The sequence below is a fragment of the Paenibacillus soyae genome (genome assembly GCF_024623455.1).
In the GTDB taxonomy this organism is placed as follows: Bacteria; Bacillota; Bacilli; order Paenibacillales; family Paenibacillaceae; genus Pristimantibacillus; species Pristimantibacillus soyae.
The window spans coordinates 57,440-75,669 of record NZ_JANIPJ010000018.1 but is presented as its reverse complement, the minus strand read 5'-3'; the positions used below and the strand labels follow the sequence as shown (position 1 = coordinate 75,669).

The following is an 18,230-nucleotide window of genomic DNA, read 5'->3' as shown; positions in this document are numbered from 1 at the left end:
AAGATGGCGGATGTATGTTACTAACTTTCGGCATAGAGCGGAAAGCCTGCGGGAAAACTCGTCTCCCTTTGAGCGGGCTTTTCCATTAGCTTTCATATAATGGTAGAATCATTAAAAGAAAGAGTTTGCTAGAGAAGAGAGGAGCAGAGACGAGCATGGACCAAAGAACAATCAAATGGGGCATAATGGGCTGCGGCGGCATTTCGGGTTCGTTCGCGAAGGATCTGAAGCTGGCGGAGGGCGCCGAGCTGACGGCGGTTGCCGCAAGATCGCAGGAGAAGGCGAACCGGTTCGCCGAACAATACGGTTTCGCACGCGCCTATGGAAGCTATGAGGAGTTCTTGAATGACGCAGACGTGGAAATTGTGTATGTCGGCACGATCCACCCGCTGCACAAGGAGCAGGTGCTCGCTTGCCTGGAAGCAGGGAAGTCGGTCATTTGCGAAAAGCCGTTTACGATCAACGCGGGGGAAGCTGAAGAGATCGCCCGGGTGGCCCGCGAGAAGAAGCTGTTCGTCATGGAAGCGATGTGGAGCCGGTTCCTCCCGCCGCTCGTGCAGACGCGCGAATGGCTCGCGCAAGGACTCATCGGAGACGTGCAGCTGGTCAAGGCGGACTTCGGCTTCGATGCCGGCTGGAACCCGGAGGGACGTCTGCTGAACAAAGCGCAGGGAGGCGGCGCGCTGCTGGATGCCGGCATTTATCCCGTATCGTTCGCATCCATGATATACGGCGCACAGCCGAAAAACATCATGAGCAGTGCGCATATCGGGGAGACGGGCGTCGACGAGCGATTCTCGCTGCTGTTCGAGTACGAGGGCGGCCGCACGGCCGCGTTGGGCGGAGCGATTCGGCTTAACCTGCAGAACGACGCTTACGTGTACGGAACCAAAGGGTACATCCGTATCCCGAATTTCCTGTTCGCGAAGGAAGCGAGTCTTCACGTGTACGGAGAGGATGCCGTGCACATCCAAGATGATCGCCAATTCGCCGGCTACAAATTCGAGGCGGAGGCGGCCATGGCTTGCCTGCGTTCCGGCAAGCTGGAGAACGACGTGATCCCGCTGGACGAGACGGTCGGCATTATGGACACGATGGACCGGATCCGCCGCCAGTGGGGTCTGAGCTATCCAACCGAATAAGCAAGACAGGAGGGCAGCCGATCCGGCTGCTTCTTTTTTTTGCTAGATTGATTATCGACTTCTATTAAACCTGACGGACAAGCTCTCATAATATGTTACTATAGGAGTAGCTATCGCAGGAATGCAAAAGGAGGAATGCGCCGATGCAGAACTTAGAAACAATAGACCCCCAAGCTTTATTCGGACATATCTATACCAACGCTCCGATTGGGATCGCTTTGATCTCTCTGGATCGAAAGTGGATCCATGTGAACCCGGCGGTTTGCAGGATTTTCGGCTATACGGAAGAAGAATTTATGCATTTTACCATAGAAGACATTCGACATCCCGATGATGGCGGCAACGCCAGCGGTTTACTGACGGAATTATGGGAGGGCGTCATTCCTTCCTTTGAATCAGAGAATCGATACCTGAACAAAGACGGCGATATCGTGTGGACCTCCGTACATGTCTCCTTAGTTCGAGACGAGAATGACGGCAAGCCCTTGTACTATATTTGCCAGTTCATCGACGTAACGAAGAACAAGCTGGCGGAGATGAAGCTGCAGGAAAGCATCGAACGGTATACGTCGCTTAAGAAATATAATCACGATGCCATTATTTCTTTTGGCCTGGACGGCGTTATGATTAACGGCAATAGCATGGCGCAGCAGATGACCGGCTATCTCATCGAAGAGTTAATCGGCAGCCAGATATCCAAATTAATCGGCGACAAAAACGCGGCCCGCTTGCTATTGGCTCTAAACCATCATGCTGATATCGAAAGAGTGGAGAAGGACATATCGTTCATCCGGCACAAGGACGGCCATTCCGTCGAGGTGTTGGTCACCCTGGCTCCGATCATTATCCAGAACCAGACGATGGGCTTCTACATCATAGCGAAAGACATGACGGAACAGAAGAAGCTGATCATCGAGAAGGAAGCCGCCGAAAAAACGAATAAAGCCAAAAGCGACTTTCTAGCGATGATGAGTCATGAAATCCGTACGCCGATGAACGGGGTTATCGGCATGACGGATGTGCTCTTGGAGACGAAATTGGATGAAGAGCAGATGGAATACGTGCAAATTATTAAGAAGAGCGGCGATACGCTGCTCGCGATTATTAACGACATTCTGGACTTCTCCAAAATCGAATCCGGCAAGACTGAATTGATGGAAGAACCATTGAATGTGAGAGCCGTCTTGTCGGAGACGCTTTATCTGGTCATGTCCAAGGCTCTTGAGAAAAACCTGGAGATCACGACGTCGGTCGATCCTAAGGTTCCGAACTTGGTTCAAGGCGACGTGACGAAGCTAAGGCAAGTACTGCTGAATTTATTAAGCAACGCTATTAAATTTACGCCTAACGGAGCCATCTCGATTGTTGTGGAAACCGTGTCGCAAGAGATGAATACGGTACGGCTTCAATTCGCGATTCGGGATACGGGCATCGGCGTGCCGAAGGATCAGGTCAGTCAATTATTTGAGCCTTTCTATCAAGTCGATCACTTTATGACGAGGAAAACGGAGGGGACGGGCTTAGGCCTGGCGATCTGTAAGAAGCTGGTTGAATTAATGGACGGGCAAATCTGGCATGAAGCACCCGAGGATCAGACCGGGTCAACCTTCTTGTTCACGGCGAGCTTCCGAGTTCAATCTAGCGATTCGGAGTCCTGTGATAGCTGGCCTGAGCTGGACGGCAGCTTCGAGAACTCAACGGAACCATCCCTGAAAATTTTAATAGCCGAAGACAATGAAGTGAATCAAGTGGTGCTGAAGAAAATGATAGAGAAGCTCGGTCACAAAACGACTCTGGTTCAAAATGGACAAGAAGCCGTGGAGGCGGTTAAGCGCTATCCCTACGATATCATCTTTATGGATATTCAAATGCCCGGGATGGATGGTTTGGAGGCGACCAAGCGAATTCATGAAACGTTGGCGGACAAGAAAAAGCCGTGTATTGTGGCGGTAACGGCGCATGCCATGAAAGGCGACTGCGAAAAATATTTAGCCGAGGGCATGGATGCTTACGTCAGCAAGCCGATCAGCATCGATGCAATATCGGCCATTTTGGAAGGATTAGGGCGAACCTAATCCTTCTTTTTCTGTTCGCGTCCTGCCTTCACATGCTTGAGCTGAGCCACAATAATGACGCTGATGATGACGAGCAGGAACCAGGAGCTGATTTTGCTGAAGCCGACGATTTGCCATGTCTCATGCTGATCCGGATACTTCCAGGCATTGAAGTACGTCGCGATATTTTCGGCCAGCCAGATGAAGAACCCGACAAGGAGGAAGGCGAGAGTCAGCGGCATGCGGTACGTCGCGTCCCGAACGCGGTAGATGATCCATGTTTTCCAGAAAACGAGGAGCACCAGCGCCGTCAGCCACCAGCGGAAGTCGGGAATGAAGTGGTGCGTGAAGAAGTTGAGGTAGATCGCTCCCCCAAGCAAGCCCGAGGCGGCCAGCCCCGGCCATCCGGTCATATCCATCTTCAGTCTGCGCCACGCCTGGCACATGAAGCTTGCCACGCTCGCATACATGAATCCGCTATAGAGCGGCACCCCAAGCAGCTTCGTATAGCCGGGCTCCGGATACGACCACGACCCCATCTTGACCTTATAGATTTCCAGGAGCAAACCGATGACGTGGAAGACGCAGATGACTTTGATCTCGTCGAGCGTCTCGAGTCCGCTGCGGTACATGAGAACCTGCACGCCGAGCAGAATAAGAAGGATGGCATCGTAACGGTGAATGAAAGGCCAATCGATTTGGCTGGAGAGGAATAACGTGCCGAAGATCGCCACGGGAAAGATACAGCTCATCGCTTGTTGATAGCCGAAGTGCAGAAGCTGCATGACCGGTTTCATTCTCATCGGGGCCGCCTCCTTTCTTTCGAGCCTGCCGGCATTCGATTTCATGTGCCCTGTCCTTAACTTATTCATCGTTCCTGAACTCCAGAATATCCCCGGGCTGGCAATCCAGCGCTTTGCAAATCGCCTCCAGCGTGGATAGCCGGACGGCTTTGGCCTTCCCGTTCTTTAAGATGGACAGATTCGCTATCGTAATGCCGATCCTGTCGGCAAGCTCCGTCACGCTCATCTTCCTCTTGGCCAGCATGACGTCAACGTTAATAATAATGGCCATGTCGTTCACCTCAGATCGTTAAGTCGTTTTCGGATTTGATCGCGATGGCATTCCGCAGCAGCTTCTCTAGAACGGCGGCGAAAAAAGCGATGACGACGGAAGCGAAAATAATGACCATTCCAAGCCCCGCGAGGCCCGGCGCATCGTCTTTCTGCGCCATGATCATCAAGGACGGCATGCCTGCCGCGATCAAGAGACTGATCGCCATTGCGCAAAATTTTATTACTCTCAGAGCCTTTACGGATTTCCAAGAAAACGCTCTGTTCTTATCGATATAGCCTAACAGCAGCAAAGCCTGATATAGAGCAATGAAGAAAGGCATGGCTGCCGCGTAGACGACGATCAAGAGGGGCAAATACACCAGCATCGAATAATCCTCGGCTATTTCATTAGCGATTCCGGGCAGCCCGAATATACACATCGCAAGCGCAGCCAGCCCGATCAGAACAACAACTCCCTTGAGGAAAAGCGTTGATCCTTGTTTCATCCCAAACACCTCGCTTCGTTTTGTGAGTTAAATCTAACATAGTGTTTATTGTTTTACAATATGTTTTATCTGTTTTAAATAAACTAATTATTGTTAACAACAAAAAAATCCGCGTTTCCGCGGATTTGTCGTGATGACCCGTTATTCGTCCATTCAGCCGCTGCTTGCGGCTTTTTTTATTTCGCTTGCGATCTGGATCAATGCTTTGAAGCTTTGCACCATGGCGCCGTCCGATCCAAAGTTCAGCGCGATATGCGTATCCGTCTCGGGTTCCCAGAACAGATGGGTGGACAGCACGCCAATATGTCCTCTATAACGCGGGAGACCTCTCAGCAGGAAGAAAAATTGCTCGAATCGGACCTCCATCATGCCTAGACCGTAGTGAAGGCCGGGGCGGAAACGATGCCGGATGGTATCCATGGCTTGCAGGGTGGCAGGCTGCAGCAGCTTTCCTTCTCTTAAGGCGCGGTTGAAGAGAAGCAAATCGTCCGTGGTGGACACGATTCCGCCGCCGGACCAGTCGCAGCTGAGGCTGACGTAGCTGCTAATTTCGGTGCCGCCCAGCCAGACCGGGGCCATGGGAGGTGAGAACATGTTAGCCGGCTTCGTGCGATGGGGCATGTAGGTGTCGTTCATGCCGAGAGGGTTCAGGATGCTTTCGTGAACGCGGTTTTCGAAGGTACCGCCGGTAACGTGTTCGATCAGCAGGCCAAGCAGCACATAGCCGGTATCGGAATAATGGAATGCGGCGCCCGGCGGGGCGACCGCCTGCTGCTGCTCCCGCGAGATCGCAAGCAGCTCTTGCGGCGTCCAATGACGGTCTTGCTGTTGAATAATCATCTTCTGGAGCGGAACGCCTGTCAACACCTTGTCTCCAAAATAATCCGCGACGCCCGATGTATGGCCCAGCAGCTGCTCGACCGTCACCTCGTTCGCATAATCACGCCCTTTGTGAACGAACAGTCCGTTCATCGTGCCGGCCGGAACATATTTCGCAGCCCGGTCTTGCAGCCGCAGCTGCCCGCTTTCGATTAGCTGGCCGATGAGGACGGCGGTGAACATTTTGCCAATGCTGGCGATATGGTAGGGCATCGGAGTATCCGTTGACGAGTAGCGGTAGTCGATGCCGAGCTTGGCGGAAAACACGCGGCCCTGAAGGTCCGCCGTTTGCCCGCGGGGGACGCCTCCGCGCTTCGCCCGCGATTGCTTCAAGAATAGGGCGTCCAGCCGGTTGTTCAGCTTCATGCGGGCATCCGGGTTTACTAGCGTGACAGTCATTTGTATCTCTCCCTGCGGTTGATTTAATGGGAATTATATATTACGATAAGATATATTACTAATCGTAATATGTTTTATCGTATTCCGCAAGAGGCGAGGAGAGAACGGGAAGATGGAATTTGTTGTTTTGGGCTTGCTGATGATGCAGAGCCAGACGGTATATGAGCTGAATCAAAGCTTCAAGAGAGGAATTTCGTTGTTCTACAGCGCCAGCTACGGCAGCCTGCAAGCCGCGCTGAAGAAGCTGCTGGAGAAGGGCTGGGTCGCCTATTCGGAGGAAGTGGAGAACGGCAGGCACAAGAAGGTGTACGCGGCGCTGCCCGCAGGGCAGGAAGCGTTTCTGGAGTGGATGCGAAGCGAGACGCCGGACAGCAAGCTCGAGGTGACGGCGCTGTCCAAGATGTTTTTCCTCGGACTGGTGGAAGGCTACGAGGAGAAACGGGCTATTTTGAAGGAAATAACGGAGAAGCTGGACAGCGCGCTAAGCGGCTTGGAGGCGCTTGATCGGGAGCTCGAGCATATGGACGTGCCGGAACCGTATCGCGACATTTTCCGATACCAGCGCAAGACGCTGGAATACGGCATCGGTTCCCATCGCTTCGCGCGGGAATGGTTCGCCAGGGAATTGGAGGCGCTGGAGAGGCTGCCGGAAGCGTAATGCCGGTCTGTCACTGTTTTTGTCATTCTTGTCATCGACGCGCGCATTCCTCTATACGGGGCACCCTGCTGGTGATAGAATCGGAGGTACATTCACATTCGGCGAAAAAGGGTGGACTTGTTTGATGATACGAATCATGATTGCGGACGATCAGCGGCTTCTCCGGGAGGGCTTGCAAACGATCCTTCAATCGGAGGAAGGCTTGGCGATTATAGGCGTGTGCGAGAACGGACAGGAGGCTTGGCAGCAGGCGAAGGAGCAGCGGCCGGACGTTATCCTGATGGATATCAAGATGCCCGTCATGGACGGCATCGAGGCGATGCGGCTCATCAAGCGGGACGTGCCGGACACGATCGTGCTCATGCTGACGACCTTCGCGGAGGATCGCTTCATCGTGGACGCGATGGCCGGAGGAGCGGACGGCTTCCTGCTCAAGGATATGCCGTCGAGGCAAATCGTGCAGACGATCCGCGAGGCGATGGACGGCGGGGTTATTCTTCCCGCGGCGATCGCGTCGAAGCTTGCGGCAAGACTGTCGGTGCTGGATCGCGGCCGGGCGGATTCGTTCGACGAATCGAAGCTGGGCCGGCAAGGCTTCTCCTTCACGGAGCGGGAGCGGAAGATCATGCTGCTCATGATCGAGGGCTACTCCAACCGTCAAATCTCGAGCACGCTGTTCATGAGCGACGGCACGGTCCGCAACTACATCAGCGTCATCTACAACAAGCTCGGCACGAGCGACCGCAAGGAAGCGGTGGCGATCATGCAGGGGCTTTTGTTGGAGGATGCGGGTTCGTAGCGAGGGCGACAGCGTTAATAATGAAGGCGGTACAGGAGCTGATCCCGTACCGCCTTCTTTGGTTTGTGGGGGGTTGTGGCTGCTTGCAGATCCTATTGGAACTGCAAGAGTGAAAATCACTCTGGTGCGCCGCTCGTGTACGTAACCGCCCCGTACACCCAGCCATCGCGCTCCAGATCCTTGTTGAGCGTAATGACGAGCTGCTCCTCCCCGCGCGTGCCGGAGTACCAGAACATTTGCGAGTCGATCGTTGCGGGAATGGCCTCCGCGTAGCCCGCCTCCGAGGCGTAATTTTGATACAGCTCAATCGCCTCGTCGAAGGGCTGCTCCGCGTCGAAGGCCACCATGGAATTGCCTTGCTCCTTCTGGTCTAGAGTGGCCGTGATAACAGCGCCTTCGGGAAGCGGGATGTCTTCGGGGAAGGAGGGAGGGATTTCGGCAACGCTGGAGAGGACGGTTTCTCCTCCCGCCGTATCGAGCGTGACGCTGCCTTGGTTCGCATCCTCCATTTCAACGTCAAACGTGGGGACGTCTTTTTCGGAGCAACCTGCGAGGAGCAGAAGGGCGAGAGCGGCTAATGCCGCCAGCTTTGTTCGGGTCATCGATCTTCGATCCTTTCATTTTTGGATAAGGGTTATTGTAGAAGATCCGGCTAGGACGCCGACAGTTACAAGTTGTCATTGTTTCTGTCATTCGGGCCTCGAACGCGAAATTGCCAGTATTCCGCGGGTCAGCGTCGAGCTATGATAGAACGTAAGACGGGATTAATACGATGAGGGGTTCTGATCATAATGGACACGAGGAAAAAACGCCTTTCTACGCTGCTGTGGATTTTGATCTGTTCGGCCGTTTTTATGCTGTTCCTGCCGCCGATGCTCGTGGAGCGGCCGAGCTTCGCGGAGAAGGAGCGTCCCGAGTTTACGGTGTACATACTGAAATGGCAAGTTGCATACGGGCAGGACGAGCCGGAGGAAACGGACTGGGAGACGTTCGACCTTGCGCACAAAAAAAGGCTGATCGGCTACGAAGGGACGGTATGGCTGCGGAAGACGGTGCCCGACATCGGGTGGCGCAGCCCCTATTTGTTCTTCTCGGGCATGAAGCGGTTCGAGGTCACGTTAGGCGGCGAGCCGCTCTACTCGTTCAACATGGATGGCAAGAGGAAGTATATTAATCCAAGGCTGACGCTGCATCCGGTGCCTATCGAGCCGTCGGACGAAGGGAAGGAGCTGCGAATTAAGACGGAATGGGCAGGTCAGCCGTTCGTTGGCAGCGATATGGTGCTTGCCGGTGAGCCGGATCAGCTTCTGTACGCCATGCTTCAGGGGGAGGTAGGATTGTTTATATATGCAATCCTCTACCTAACGGCAAGTATTGTCGGTCTGATCCTGTTCGTGCGTCGAAGGCAGCAAATGTACGGTTGGTTCGGCATCCTCGCCTTCTGTCTGGGGCTGAATTTGCTGCTTTCCTGCCGGGTGCCGCAGTGGTTCCTCCCCATCACGGAATTGTATTACTGGAGGGATATGCTCATCCCGATCGGCTTGTATGCGTTCGTCGGCTTCTTCGGCGCGGCGCTGCAGGTCGCCCGCAATCGTATTATTCGCGTGATTAAATACGTGCTGGCTCTATATGTAGTCGTGGTCGGGGCAGCGGGAGCATGGGATCCCATTCTCTATGCGCGGGTGACAACGCAAGTCGTTCTTGTGCTGGCTGGCGCTGGGCTGGTCGCCATTTCCTACGTTCTGATTAAGCAGCGGAATACGAGGGAGCGGGAAGAGGAACGAAGGTGGATCATTCGGGGCTTCTGGACGCTTGCTCTATGCACGCTTGCGGCTGTTGTGCTCTGGATGCTGCCGTTGCCTCTGAACGAGATGCTGCCGATAAGCCGATACATTTTCAGAATTATAGCGGGCTTGCAGTCGAATGGACTGCTGCTGTTCATGATTTGCATGATTATGGTGATGGTCAGCAGCGTCCGGCGGGTGCATCTGGAGTCGGAGCGGAACGCGGCGGAGCTGCTTGTAAAAAATAAAGAGCTGGAGCAGTTCCACCGGGACCTGGAGAAGCTGGTGGAGATGCGCACCGCGGAGCTGGAGCAGGCGAACCGGGTATTATCGATCACGATGCGGGAGAAAGCGGAGTCGCTGGCCGAGCTGTCGGTTCTGGAGGAGCGCAATCGGATCGCGTACGAAATCCACGACGTCGTCGGACATACGCTTACGGCCGCCATCGTGCAGCTGGAAGCGACCAAGACGCTGGCCGAGCGCGACGGCGGCATCCCCGAAGGCAAGCTGGATATGCTGAGCGGCCTCGTGCGCAAAGGATTGGACGATATTCGCAAATCCGTGCGGCTGCTCAAGACGGAGGAAGCCCCCGCGTTGTCGCTGGAGGAGTCGCTGCGGGAGCTTATCCAATACACCGAGGACACGATGGATATTCGCGTCGAAGCGGATATTAGAATTCCGCACGGCTTTGCGCTAGGGAAGCTGTCGGAGCAGGTGCTGTACCATGCGCTCCAGGAGGGGCTGACGAACGGCATCCGTCATGGACGATGCAGCCGGTTCCGCTTCACGCTGCAGCTGGAGGGAGAGCTTCTGAAGTTCCGGCTAGTCAGCGACGGCGAGCCCTTCGGCGAGGCATCCCCGGGCTTCGGCCTCAGCGCCATGAAGGAGCGCGCCGAGCTGCTCGGCGGCACGGTGTCGATCCGCTCCTCCAGCGCGGATGACGGCTCGCCTTGCGGCTGCGAGCTTTCGATCGAGCTGCCGGTAGGGTAGCGCCTTAGGCGCTTACCCTGCGCCTCCCGCACCACATGACAATTTCCATGACAGCGTGTAACTACTTGGCGCGCAGGCATTCTTTTACAATGAGATCGATGGAAACTTGATGCGGGAGGCTGCGGTAGATGAAAAGACATTATGATGTGATCGTGGTAGGAGCGAGGGTGGCCGGTTCGACGCTGGCATACGAGATGGCGAAGGCGGGGTACGAGGTGCTGCTTCTGGACAAAAGCACCTTCCCGAGCGATACGTTGTCGACGCATAATTTTTATGGCAATTCGCTGGCTATGCTGCGGGAGATGGGGGTCTTAGAGGAGCTGCTGGCGACGGGGACGCCGACGTACAAACGGGCGGTTGTCCAGTTCGAGGATGCCGTTATCGACGGCAGGTTCCCCGAAGTGATGGGGGAGACGGAATGCTTGTGCATCAGGCGAACGCATCTTGACGATATTTTGTTCAAGCATGCGGCCGCGCAGGATCGAGTGACGGCAATCGAGGGCTTCCGCGTTGCGGAGCTCATCGAAGAGGATGGCAAGGTCGTCGGAGTAGAAGGGGTTCGCAAAAACGGCATGCGCGAGCAGTTCCGGGCGAAGCTCGTCGTCGGGGCGGACGGGCGGAACTCGAGAGTGCGCGGCTTGGCCGGCAGCGAATGTCTGCAGGCGGTGCCGACCGATTTCGCTTCGTATGTCGGGTACTTCTCGAATTACAAGCAGGACGGCGAGCTTCATGCCGAGCTGTACAAGATGGACGACAAAATCGCGATCGTATTCCCGACCAGCGATAACCTGTACGTCGTGGGCGTCATGTTCCCGCTGGAGGACGAGGACTGGATGGAGCGGTTCAAAGTATTGCCGGAGCAGGCGATGCTTACCCTCCTGGAAACCGGATTTGCGGGTACGCCGCTTGCCGAGCGGATGCGGGATGCCGAGCTTGCCATGCCGATCAAGGGCCTGCTCGGTTATGACAATGACTGGCATCAAGGCATGGGGCCTGGCTGGGCGCTCGTGGGGGACGCGCTGACGTTCAAGGATCCCGCCGTCGGCCAAGGCATGCAGGACGCGCTTTACGGCGCGCGTATTCTAACCGATGTGCTGAGCGCCTATCCGGATTGGGATGCGAGCTGGAACGAGATGGCGGGCGTGTATCAAGCGCGCATGGAAGAGAAGATGATGTTCCACTTCCAGCTGGCCTGCCAATTCACGAAGAATAACCCTTTCACCGAGGAGCAGAGAATGGTCAACCGTCTTATCGCGTCCAGTCCCGAGGCGACTTCGGCGTTCCTTGGCACTTATAATCGGGCGGCTGGGCCGCACGACCTCGGGCAAGCGATCGGCCGTCTCGTGCAGGGCGCTGCCCCGGGAGCTGCGGAGCCGGCTTAGGTCACATCGGCAACAGTTAACGACGTCATTTATTATGGGCATTTATAATATGGGGGCTTAACCATTATTGCCGTAAAAAGCCGTTCCCGCGCGCTGCCGCGCGGGAACGGCTTTGGTCGTTTTTATTGGCCTTATCTCGAACAAAAATGATGCAAAAGAGCATCATTTTTCTGTCACAGCCGAAGGCTGGACTCCAAATGTTGCGAACGTACATCATTTGGAACCCATACTTGGCCTGAGAGGAGAAAACGGCCGAAAATCCTGCATAAAGGCATCATTTTATGCTCGTGCGCCTCGAAATGAGCGAAAATGATGCAGCTCTGCAGCATTTTCCGTGTTGTCCCGCGTACCGGTGGACAATGTCTTACAAGAGGGATCAGGCCCAGGCCAGGTCCGGCCGGTGGGCAACGCCTTACAAGAAGGACCAGGTCCAGGCCGGGTCCGGCCGGTGAACGCCCTGCGGGCGATAGCCGAGCGCCGGAGCGGCGCCGCAAATGTCCGCGAGCAGGTAGACGATGCTGAGCCACATCTCCGTGCCCTGCAGCCCTTCGCTGCCGCGCTCCTGCAGCCGGAAGCTGAATCCGCGCCGCGGCACCCACTCGCGAAGCGCGGCATCCAGCATGCGAGAAGCCCACTCGACGATTTCCTCGCGCCGATAATCCGTTTGCTTCATGCACAGCCACAGCGGATGCGCCACGTCCAGCACGTTGCAGGCGTTCAGCCTATCCTCTCGGAAAAACTTGCCGTTCCGGCTATGGGCAAGCACCGTGTCGATGGTACGCTCCGGATACGGCAGCGGCAAGCCGAACTGCGCGAAGGTAGCGCGGGTCAAGCGGTAGAAGCCATTGACCGGCTGAAGCCAGTCTTCCTTATCCGTTGGCTGTCCCCACAAGCCGGTGAACCGGTTCGCGCGGGTATGCAGCCATCCCATCAGATCGTCCGGCCGCTTGGCGCTGCCGAAATGCTTGGCATTTATATATAGCCCCGTCGCATAACCATCGATCCAGTCGCCGCAGCTCCATGCGTCGTTATGCCAAGCCATGCCATCCAATTTGCGGTACAGCGCATTCGTCTCCAGCTTCTCCACCGCATGAACGGGATGGAGAAGCTGCGCATTCAGCGTCTCCAGCGCATAACCGACGGCAAGCAAGTGATAGCGCGAGAAATAGTCGGTCAGCAGCCAAGGGTCGTCCTTGTCCGCATCCGGCAGATGCCAAGGATCGGGCAGCAGCCCGGTCTCGGCGGACTGGTAGCTTTGGAGCTTGGCGACTAGCGCTTCTCGGCTCCAGCCGGGAGGAAGCGTGCCGAACATGGCGGCGATTTCCACGGCATCGCAATAGGCGCGGACCGTTCGCGCGCTGCCGGGGCGGTCCCGGAAGAACGGCTCGCCGTCATCCGCCGATTCGGAATAGTACCGCAGCAGAGGCTCCAGCTCATCGCGCGCCGCGCTGCCGAAGCTCCGCAGCCGGTCTTCCAGCTGGGAAGCCTCCCTGCCGGTTGCTGCCTCATGGATTCGCTCAAGCGGCGGAGTGGTTGGCGCGGACTCCTTCGTTTTCTCTTCCAGTCTGCTTCGAATCACCTTGGCCGGATTGCCGCCGACAATGCTGTAAGGAGGCACGTCCTTGGTGACGACGGCTCCGGCGGCGACGATGGAGTGGGAGCCGACCGTTACGCCGTCCAGAATGACGGCATGGGCGCCAATCCAGACGTCGTCGCCGATCTCGATGCCCGCGAAGGTAAGCGGCTGGCGGAAGATCGGCACATCGACCGAAGCGAAGCCGTGATTGAAGCCGTACATGCTGGCATAAGTCGCGATGCGCACGGCATCGCCCAGCTTCACCTTGCCGGTCACGACCGCCCCCGCATTGATGGAGCAGTCCGCGCCCATGACAAGCTCCGTATTGCGAACGATGGCGCCTCCCGCGATATAGCTGCGATCCCCCATGCTCAGCTTATCCGGGAATAACACGGCTTCCGGAGAAACGAAGCAGTCCTTCCCGAACTTGAACCCGAGGCGCTCCTCCAGCGCGGCTTGCAGCGCCTGCTGCTCCTGCTTTTCCTCCTCGGATTTGGCGATCCAAGGCATGTAATCGATTCCCCTGTGATTCATAAGTCCGTCCACCTCCATGTACATTTCATGTTCAGTGTAACATCAGAAGGTCGTGGATAACATGGAAGAAATCAATTCAAACTTGTCAAAAACGCTTCGATTTCATATGATAAAGGCATACGATTCGCGTACGGAGGGATGAACGTGGAGCAAAAGGGGGAAATCCCGCATGGCCTGCATCTTCAGCTTTTGTGGATGATGGACAAGGAAACGGGGCCCGGCTGGTCGGATATCCGGCAGAATAGGGGATGCCATACCTTTTATTGGATCCGGGAAGGAAGAGGAACGTTTGTCACGGAGGAAGGGGAGGAGCTGCCGGTTCGCGAAGGCATGCTGTTCTACTTGCGCCCGGGCCTGCATCTTCATATGACAACCGATGACAGCCAGCCGCTGCGGATCGCGATGGTGCTCGTGTTGTTGTACCAAACGGAGCGTGACCCGCTGGGCGGTATGCTGATGAGGGAATTCGCGGAGGCCCTTCCGCTGCCGTTCATGACGCGCTCGGAAGGGGAAGCGGACGGCGACTTTGAAGCTTTGTTCGAGAAGCTTCTTCGGGAATGGATTCCCGGTCAAGCCGATAGCGAGCTCGCGGTCAAAGCGCTGCTGTTCGAGCTGCTGCATCGCCTGAATTGGCACGCGAACGCGGGCTCCCCGGAGGAGAACGGACCCAATCGGCTGTTCGCGAGAATCAGGGACGAGCTGGCCCGCCAATACGCCGAGCCCGTTCCGCTGCGGGAATGGACTCGGCGCTTTGGCATTTCGGAGTCGTATCTTCGCTCGCTGTTTATGCGTTTTGCGGGACAAGGCCCCAAAAGCTATTTGGCGCGTCTGCGTAACGAGCATGCGAAGCGCATGCTCGTTTACACGGACCGCACGATGAAGGAGATCGCGGAAAGCTGCGGGTTTGCGGACGAGTTTCATTTCAGCAAAAGCTTCAAAAAAGAAAACGGCATGCCGCCGAAAGCGTACCGGCAACAGGCTAAGAGCGAAGAAACGGCCCGATCCCAGACTGCCGCCGTCAAAAAGGATTAATTCAGGAAGCCCTCCAGCGCGACCGTCGGCTTCATATCCGCTTGCCACGCTCCCTTGCTATAGCCGCCGTTGTAGCTCGGCGTAGCCTGCGGCTCCCAGTAGAAGACGCCTTGGCCTTTGCCGCCGGACAGATTGCGGATTTTCGTTTTGATGTCGCTGATGAAGCTTTTGGCCGCGGCCGGCTGATTATAGTCCATACCGATCTCGGTAATGATAATCGGCTTGCCGTAACGGGAAATCATGTTGTTGGCGTTCGAGATGGTCTGATTCACCTTCGACGACCAGTCGGAGGCGCCCGGGTAGAGCGACATGCCGATGATATCGAAGTTCGCGCCGTTACTGATCAGTCCGCCGATGTTCCATACAAAAAGCCCGTTGTCGTAACCATTCGCGAGGTGGACGATGGTTTTGGTCGAGCTGCTGACCGACTTCACCGCGTTATGGCCGCAGTTGACGAGCCAAGCGTAGTTCTTCATGTTGGAGGAGGCTCTTCCGTCGTTCCAGAGCATGCCGTCGTTGGTTTCGTTGCCGATCTGCACCCAATCCGGCGTCACGCCCTTCGCTTGCATCGACGTCATGACGTAGCGGGTCCAGTTATAAACGGCGTCCATAAGCTGCTGGAAGTTATAGCCCGCCCATGCGGCCGGCTTCGTCTGCTTGCCCGGGTCCGCCCAGGAATCGCTGTAGTGCAGCGTCAGCATAACGCTCATGCCTTTATCCTTGGCGCGCTTCGCCAGGGTGGCCGCGCGGTCAACCGTCATGTAGCCGTTTCCGTAGTCGCCCGAAGGGTTCACCCATACGCGGATGCGGACGGAGTTAATCTGGTAGTCGGTCTTCAAAATGTCCAAAATATCACGCTGCACGCCTTTTTTGTCCTTCCACTTGTAGCCCTGGGCTTCCATGCCAGGCACCCAGCTAATGTCAGCCCCCTTGGCGAAGGAAGGCGCGGCTTCCGCTTCCTGATTCCATCCCGCGGGCGCGGAAACCAGAGTCAAGCAAAGCGCCAGGCTGAGCAGCAGGCCAATCGTTTTTTTCCACAGCATCCATCATTCCTCCAAATGATTAAATGTAGAGCCAATAATAGGGCCCTCGCACAGATTGTAAGCGCTTTACAACGACTGACATAGGATATTTTGCCAACAATGCGGATGTTTTCGAAGCTTCGTTTTCAGGAGCGGTGAAAGGCTCGGATAAGATTGCCTACTCTTTTGCATCCAATTGTGGTATCCTTAGAGGCTATATGAAGATATTTACCATTCACATGGTTACAATAGGAGAATTACGCAAATGAACTTCGAAGAATTAAAGTTAAAACCTGAAATATTGAAGGCGCTGGCCCGGGAAAATTACGAGGCGCCGACCCCGATTCAAGAGCAAGCGATTCCGCCGGTGCTGGCGGGACGGGATTTGCTCGGCTGCGCGCAGACGGGGACAGGCAAGACGGCGGCATTCTCGCTGCCGATTATTCAGCGTCTCAGCGACAACGGCGGCCAGGCGGGCAAGCAGCGGTCTATTCGCGCTTTGATCTTGTCGCCGACAAGAGAGCTGGCGCTGCAAATTTCGGATAACATCCACGCATACAGCCGGTTCGTCGACCTTCGCTGCGTCGCCATTGTCGGCGGCGTATCGCAGAGCGGACAGGAGCGGGCTCTTGCGCAAGGAACGGACATTCTGATCGCGACGCCGGGCCGTCTCATGGACTTGATGAACCAGAAGGTCATCGACCTGGGCGCCATTGAAGTGCTCGTATTGGACGAGGCGGACCGCATGCTCGACATGGGCTTCATTAACGACGTGAAGAAGATCATCGCGAAAATACCGAGCCGGCGCCAGACGCTGTTCTTCTCGGCCACGATGCCGCCGGAGATCGCGCAGCTCGCCGACAGCCTGCTCGTCGACCCGGTCAAGGTCGAAATTACGCCGGTATCCTCCACGGTGGATCGGATTAGCCAATCGGTTTATTTCGTCGACAAGCCGAACAAACAGAAGCTGCTGAGCGACCTTCTGCAGGATGCAAGCATTGCTTCCGCGTTAGTCTTCACGCGCACGAAGCACGGAGCGGATCGCGTAGCCAAAGGTCTTAACCGGAGCGGAGTGACGGCACAGGCGATTCATGGGGATAAGTCGCAGAACTCCCGCCAGAACGCGCTGAACAATTTCAAGAACGGCACAACCCGTGTGCTTGTGGCGACGGATATCGCGGCGCGGGGCATCGACGTCGAAGAATTGTCTCACGTCATTAACTTTAACCTGCCTAACATTCCGGAGACGTACGTCCATCGGATCGGCCGCACGGGCCGGGCGGGACATAGCGGGATTGCGATTTCCTTCTGCGAGGGCGAAGAAATCCCTTACCTGAAGGACATCGAGAAGCTGATCAAGAAGAAGGTGCCGGTCGTGGAGGAGCATGCCTACCCGATGACAGAAGCGGAACCGCCTGCTGCCTCGGCTGCTGCCGAGTCTGCATCCAGGCAGAAGACCGGAACGGACGGGGACGAGCCTCAAGCGGCCGGCGGATCGAAGAAGCGACGGAGACGCGGCAAAAAAGGACAAGCAGGGCAGGCTGGTCAGGCTGGACAAGCAGCCGGGGAAACCGGGCAAGCCAGCCAGGCCGTCGAGGCCGGCCAGGCACATGAAGACGCGCGTCCGGCGAAGCCTGCGAGATCCGGTGCCGGCGGGCAGTCGGGCAAGAGCGGCAAAGCGCAGGCGGACCAGCGCCAAGCAGAACCGAGGCAGCCGCAGGCTGCTGCCGGCAAGCATGCGGGTCAAGCTGGGCAGCGCCAGCAAGGCTCCGGCGAAGCGGCTGCAGCAGCGCGGCAGGCTGGGAAGCAGCAGCGGAACCAGGAGCCGTCGCGGAAGCAGGCGCAGCAGGGCCAAGGCGGCCATGTGCCTAGATCGCGCAAGCCGCAGTCTCCGGTGCTGTCATCGCGTCAGGAAGTTCACCAGGAGTCCGGCAAGGTTATATCCGTTCTATCGGCACCTTGGGCGAACTTCAAGCCGAAGCACAGGAAGTAGATTCTATAAGAGCATCCGGCCATTGGGCCGGATGTTTTTTTGTATTGGATATTATGCATCGCAAAAGAAGGGCGGAGAGAGAAGTATGCGGTACAGCGGACGGGAGGCGGAGTAGTCGGGTGGAGTAACTAGTTAGTCGGCTTCGATTGCATGTGGTGTACGAGCTGCTTACGGCTTACCTGATAATAGCGGCATTTTCGGAGTTGTTTTCTTATATGTAGCCGGTTTTTGGAGGCAGATGGCTGATTGAGGAATATGGACTGCAATAACGGTAAAATCGCCGCTATTTACCTGAGAATGGGAAGTTGGCTTAAAATAAGGGTACAATGTCCGCTAATTCGGTTCTGGTCGTTAACGGCGGTGGAGAGGAAAGTATGCAGAATGCCGACTGCCACGCCTAACACGAAAAGGCGCTTGTGGTATGT

The 18,230-nt window shown here is 56.2% G+C and carries 15 protein-coding genes; 8 read left to right on the top strand and 7 right to left on the bottom strand.

Features of this window, described 5'->3' with window-relative positions; genetic code table 11:
• Positions 1–155: 155 nt before the first annotated feature.
• Together NQZ67_RS22220 and NQZ67_RS22215 are read left to right on the top strand one after the other, a co-directional pair.
• Positions 156–1,142 (top strand): Gfo/Idh/MocA family protein, encoded by a 987-nt coding sequence (locus NQZ67_RS22220; RefSeq protein ID WP_257450215.1) that lies wholly within the window; start codon positions 156–158, stop codon positions 1,140–1,142.
• A 143-nt stretch (positions 1,143–1,285) separates the two neighbouring features.
• Positions 1,286–3,217, top strand: a complete 1,932-nt coding sequence (locus NQZ67_RS22215) for a PAS domain S-box protein (protein ID WP_257450214.1) — start codon at positions 1,286–1,288, stop codon at positions 3,215–3,217.
• Here the strand turns inward: NQZ67_RS22215 and NQZ67_RS22210 are convergent.
• The 4 genes from NQZ67_RS22210 to NQZ67_RS22195 form a co-directional block, all read right to left on the bottom strand.
• On the bottom strand, positions 3,214–3,993 hold the full coding sequence (locus NQZ67_RS22210) for a DUF817 domain-containing protein (RefSeq protein WP_257450360.1): 780 nt from the start codon (positions 3,991–3,993) through the stop codon (positions 3,214–3,216). The genes NQZ67_RS22215 and NQZ67_RS22210 overlap by 4 nt on opposite strands.
• 67 nt (positions 3,994–4,060) lie before the next feature.
• Positions 4,061–4,270 carry a helix-turn-helix domain-containing protein gene (locus NQZ67_RS22205; protein ID WP_257450213.1) on the bottom strand — a complete coding sequence of 70 codons (210 nt, stop codon included), beginning with the start codon at positions 4,268–4,270 and terminating at the stop codon, positions 4,061–4,063.
• Between the two features lie 10 nt (positions 4,271–4,280).
• Entirely contained in the window at positions 4,281–4,757 is a 477-nt protein-coding gene (locus NQZ67_RS22200) for a DUF2975 domain-containing protein (RefSeq protein WP_257450211.1), read from the bottom strand.
• A 153-nt stretch (positions 4,758–4,910) separates the two neighbouring features.
• Positions 4,911–6,035, bottom strand: coding sequence for a serine hydrolase domain-containing protein (locus NQZ67_RS22195; protein WP_257450210.1), 1,125 nt, complete (start codon positions 6,033–6,035; stop codon positions 4,911–4,913).
• 112 nt (positions 6,036–6,147) lie between these two features.
• On the opposite strand from NQZ67_RS22195, the gene NQZ67_RS22190 reads away from it, so the two are divergent.
• Entirely contained in the window at positions 6,148–6,693 is a 546-nt protein-coding gene (locus NQZ67_RS22190) for a helix-turn-helix transcriptional regulator (protein ID WP_257450209.1), read from the top strand.
• Between the two features lie 124 nt (positions 6,694–6,817).
• The gene (locus NQZ67_RS22185) at positions 6,818–7,492 is read left to right on the top strand and encodes a response regulator transcription factor (protein ID WP_257450208.1); all 675 of its coding nucleotides are present in this window, start codon (positions 6,818–6,820) and stop codon (positions 7,490–7,492) included.
• 116 nt (positions 7,493–7,608) lie between these two features.
• On the opposite strand, the gene NQZ67_RS22180 is transcribed toward NQZ67_RS22185, so the two are convergent.
• Complete coding sequence (locus NQZ67_RS22180; RefSeq protein ID WP_257450206.1) at positions 7,609–8,094, bottom strand: hypothetical protein; 486 nt, start codon at positions 8,092–8,094, stop codon at positions 7,609–7,611.
• Between the two features lie 189 nt (positions 8,095–8,283).
• Here NQZ67_RS22180 and NQZ67_RS22175 point away from each other — a divergent pair, with 189 nt between their 5' ends.
• Complete coding sequence (locus NQZ67_RS22175) at positions 8,284–10,266, top strand: sensor histidine kinase (protein ID WP_257450204.1); 1,983 nt, start codon at positions 8,284–8,286, stop codon at positions 10,264–10,266.
• 128 nt (positions 10,267–10,394) lie between these two features.
• Entirely contained in the window at positions 10,395–11,648 is a 1,254-nt protein-coding gene (locus NQZ67_RS22170) for an NAD(P)/FAD-dependent oxidoreductase (RefSeq protein ID WP_257450202.1), read from the top strand.
• 412 nt (positions 11,649–12,060) lie between these two features.
• Here NQZ67_RS22170 and NQZ67_RS22165 read toward each other — a convergent pair whose 3' ends face one another.
• Positions 12,061–13,758, bottom strand: a complete 1,698-nt coding sequence (locus NQZ67_RS22165) for an acyltransferase (RefSeq protein ID WP_257450200.1) — start codon at positions 13,756–13,758, stop codon at positions 12,061–12,063.
• Between the two features lie 144 nt (positions 13,759–13,902).
• Between NQZ67_RS22165 and NQZ67_RS22160 the strand changes: the two genes are divergently transcribed.
• Complete coding sequence (locus NQZ67_RS22160) at positions 13,903–14,790, top strand: helix-turn-helix transcriptional regulator (protein WP_257450198.1); 888 nt, start codon at positions 13,903–13,905, stop codon at positions 14,788–14,790.
• Here the strand turns inward: NQZ67_RS22160 and NQZ67_RS22155 are convergent.
• Positions 14,787–15,833 carry a glycoside hydrolase family 53 protein gene (locus NQZ67_RS22155; protein ID WP_257450196.1) on the bottom strand — a complete coding sequence of 349 codons (1,047 nt, stop codon included), beginning with the start codon at positions 15,831–15,833 and terminating at the stop codon, positions 14,787–14,789. The two genes, NQZ67_RS22160 and NQZ67_RS22155, sit on opposite strands and share 4 nt — an antisense overlap.
• 244 nt (positions 15,834–16,077) lie before the next feature.
• On the opposite strand from NQZ67_RS22155, the gene NQZ67_RS22150 reads away from it, so the two are divergent.
• A complete protein-coding gene (locus tag NQZ67_RS22150; protein ID WP_306813011.1) occupies positions 16,078–17,805 on the top strand; it encodes a DEAD/DEAH box helicase in 1,728 nt (575 codons plus the stop codon).
• Positions 17,806–18,230 lie beyond the last annotated feature (425 nt).

What these genes read in the sequence shown, in the direction of transcription:
- NQZ67_RS22220 (WP_257450215.1), top strand. Translation starts at nt 156, where the DNA reads ATGGACCAAAGAACAATCAAATGGGGCATAATGGGCTGCGGCGGCATT.
- NQZ67_RS22200 (WP_257450211.1), bottom strand. Translation starts at nt 4,757, where the DNA reads ATGAAACAAGGATCAACGCTTTTCCTCAAGGGAGTTGTTGTTCTGATC.
- NQZ67_RS22180 (WP_257450206.1), bottom strand. Translation starts at nt 8,094, where the DNA reads ATGACCCGAACAAAGCTGGCGGCATTAGCCGCTCTCGCCCTTCTGCTC.
- NQZ67_RS22210 (WP_257450360.1), bottom strand. Translation starts at nt 3,993, where the DNA reads ATGAAACCGGTCATGCAGCTTCTGCACTTCGGCTATCAACAAGCGATG.
- NQZ67_RS22205 (WP_257450213.1), bottom strand. Translation starts at nt 4,270, where the DNA reads ATGGCCATTATTATTAACGTTGACGTCATGCTGGCCAAGAGGAAGATG.
- NQZ67_RS22185 (WP_257450208.1), top strand. Translation starts at nt 6,818, where the DNA reads ATGATACGAATCATGATTGCGGACGATCAGCGGCTTCTCCGGGAGGGC.
- NQZ67_RS22170 (WP_257450202.1), top strand. Translation starts at nt 10,395, where the DNA reads ATGAAAAGACATTATGATGTGATCGTGGTAGGAGCGAGGGTGGCCGGT.
- NQZ67_RS22150 (WP_306813011.1), top strand. Translation starts at nt 16,078, where the DNA reads ATGAACTTCGAAGAATTAAAGTTAAAACCTGAAATATTGAAGGCGCTG.
- NQZ67_RS22215 (WP_257450214.1), top strand. Translation starts at nt 1,286, where the DNA reads ATGCAGAACTTAGAAACAATAGACCCCCAAGCTTTATTCGGACATATC.
- NQZ67_RS22195 (WP_257450210.1), bottom strand. Translation starts at nt 6,035, where the DNA reads ATGACTGTCACGCTAGTAAACCCGGATGCCCGCATGAAGCTGAACAAC.
- NQZ67_RS22175 (WP_257450204.1), top strand. Translation starts at nt 8,284, where the DNA reads ATGGACACGAGGAAAAAACGCCTTTCTACGCTGCTGTGGATTTTGATC.
- NQZ67_RS22155 (WP_257450196.1), bottom strand. Translation starts at nt 15,833, where the DNA reads ATGCTGTGGAAAAAAACGATTGGCCTGCTGCTCAGCCTGGCGCTTTGC.
- NQZ67_RS22190 (WP_257450209.1), top strand. Translation starts at nt 6,148, where the DNA reads ATGGAATTTGTTGTTTTGGGCTTGCTGATGATGCAGAGCCAGACGGTA.
- NQZ67_RS22165 (WP_257450200.1), bottom strand. Translation starts at nt 13,758, where the DNA reads ATGAATCACAGGGGAATCGATTACATGCCTTGGATCGCCAAATCCGAG.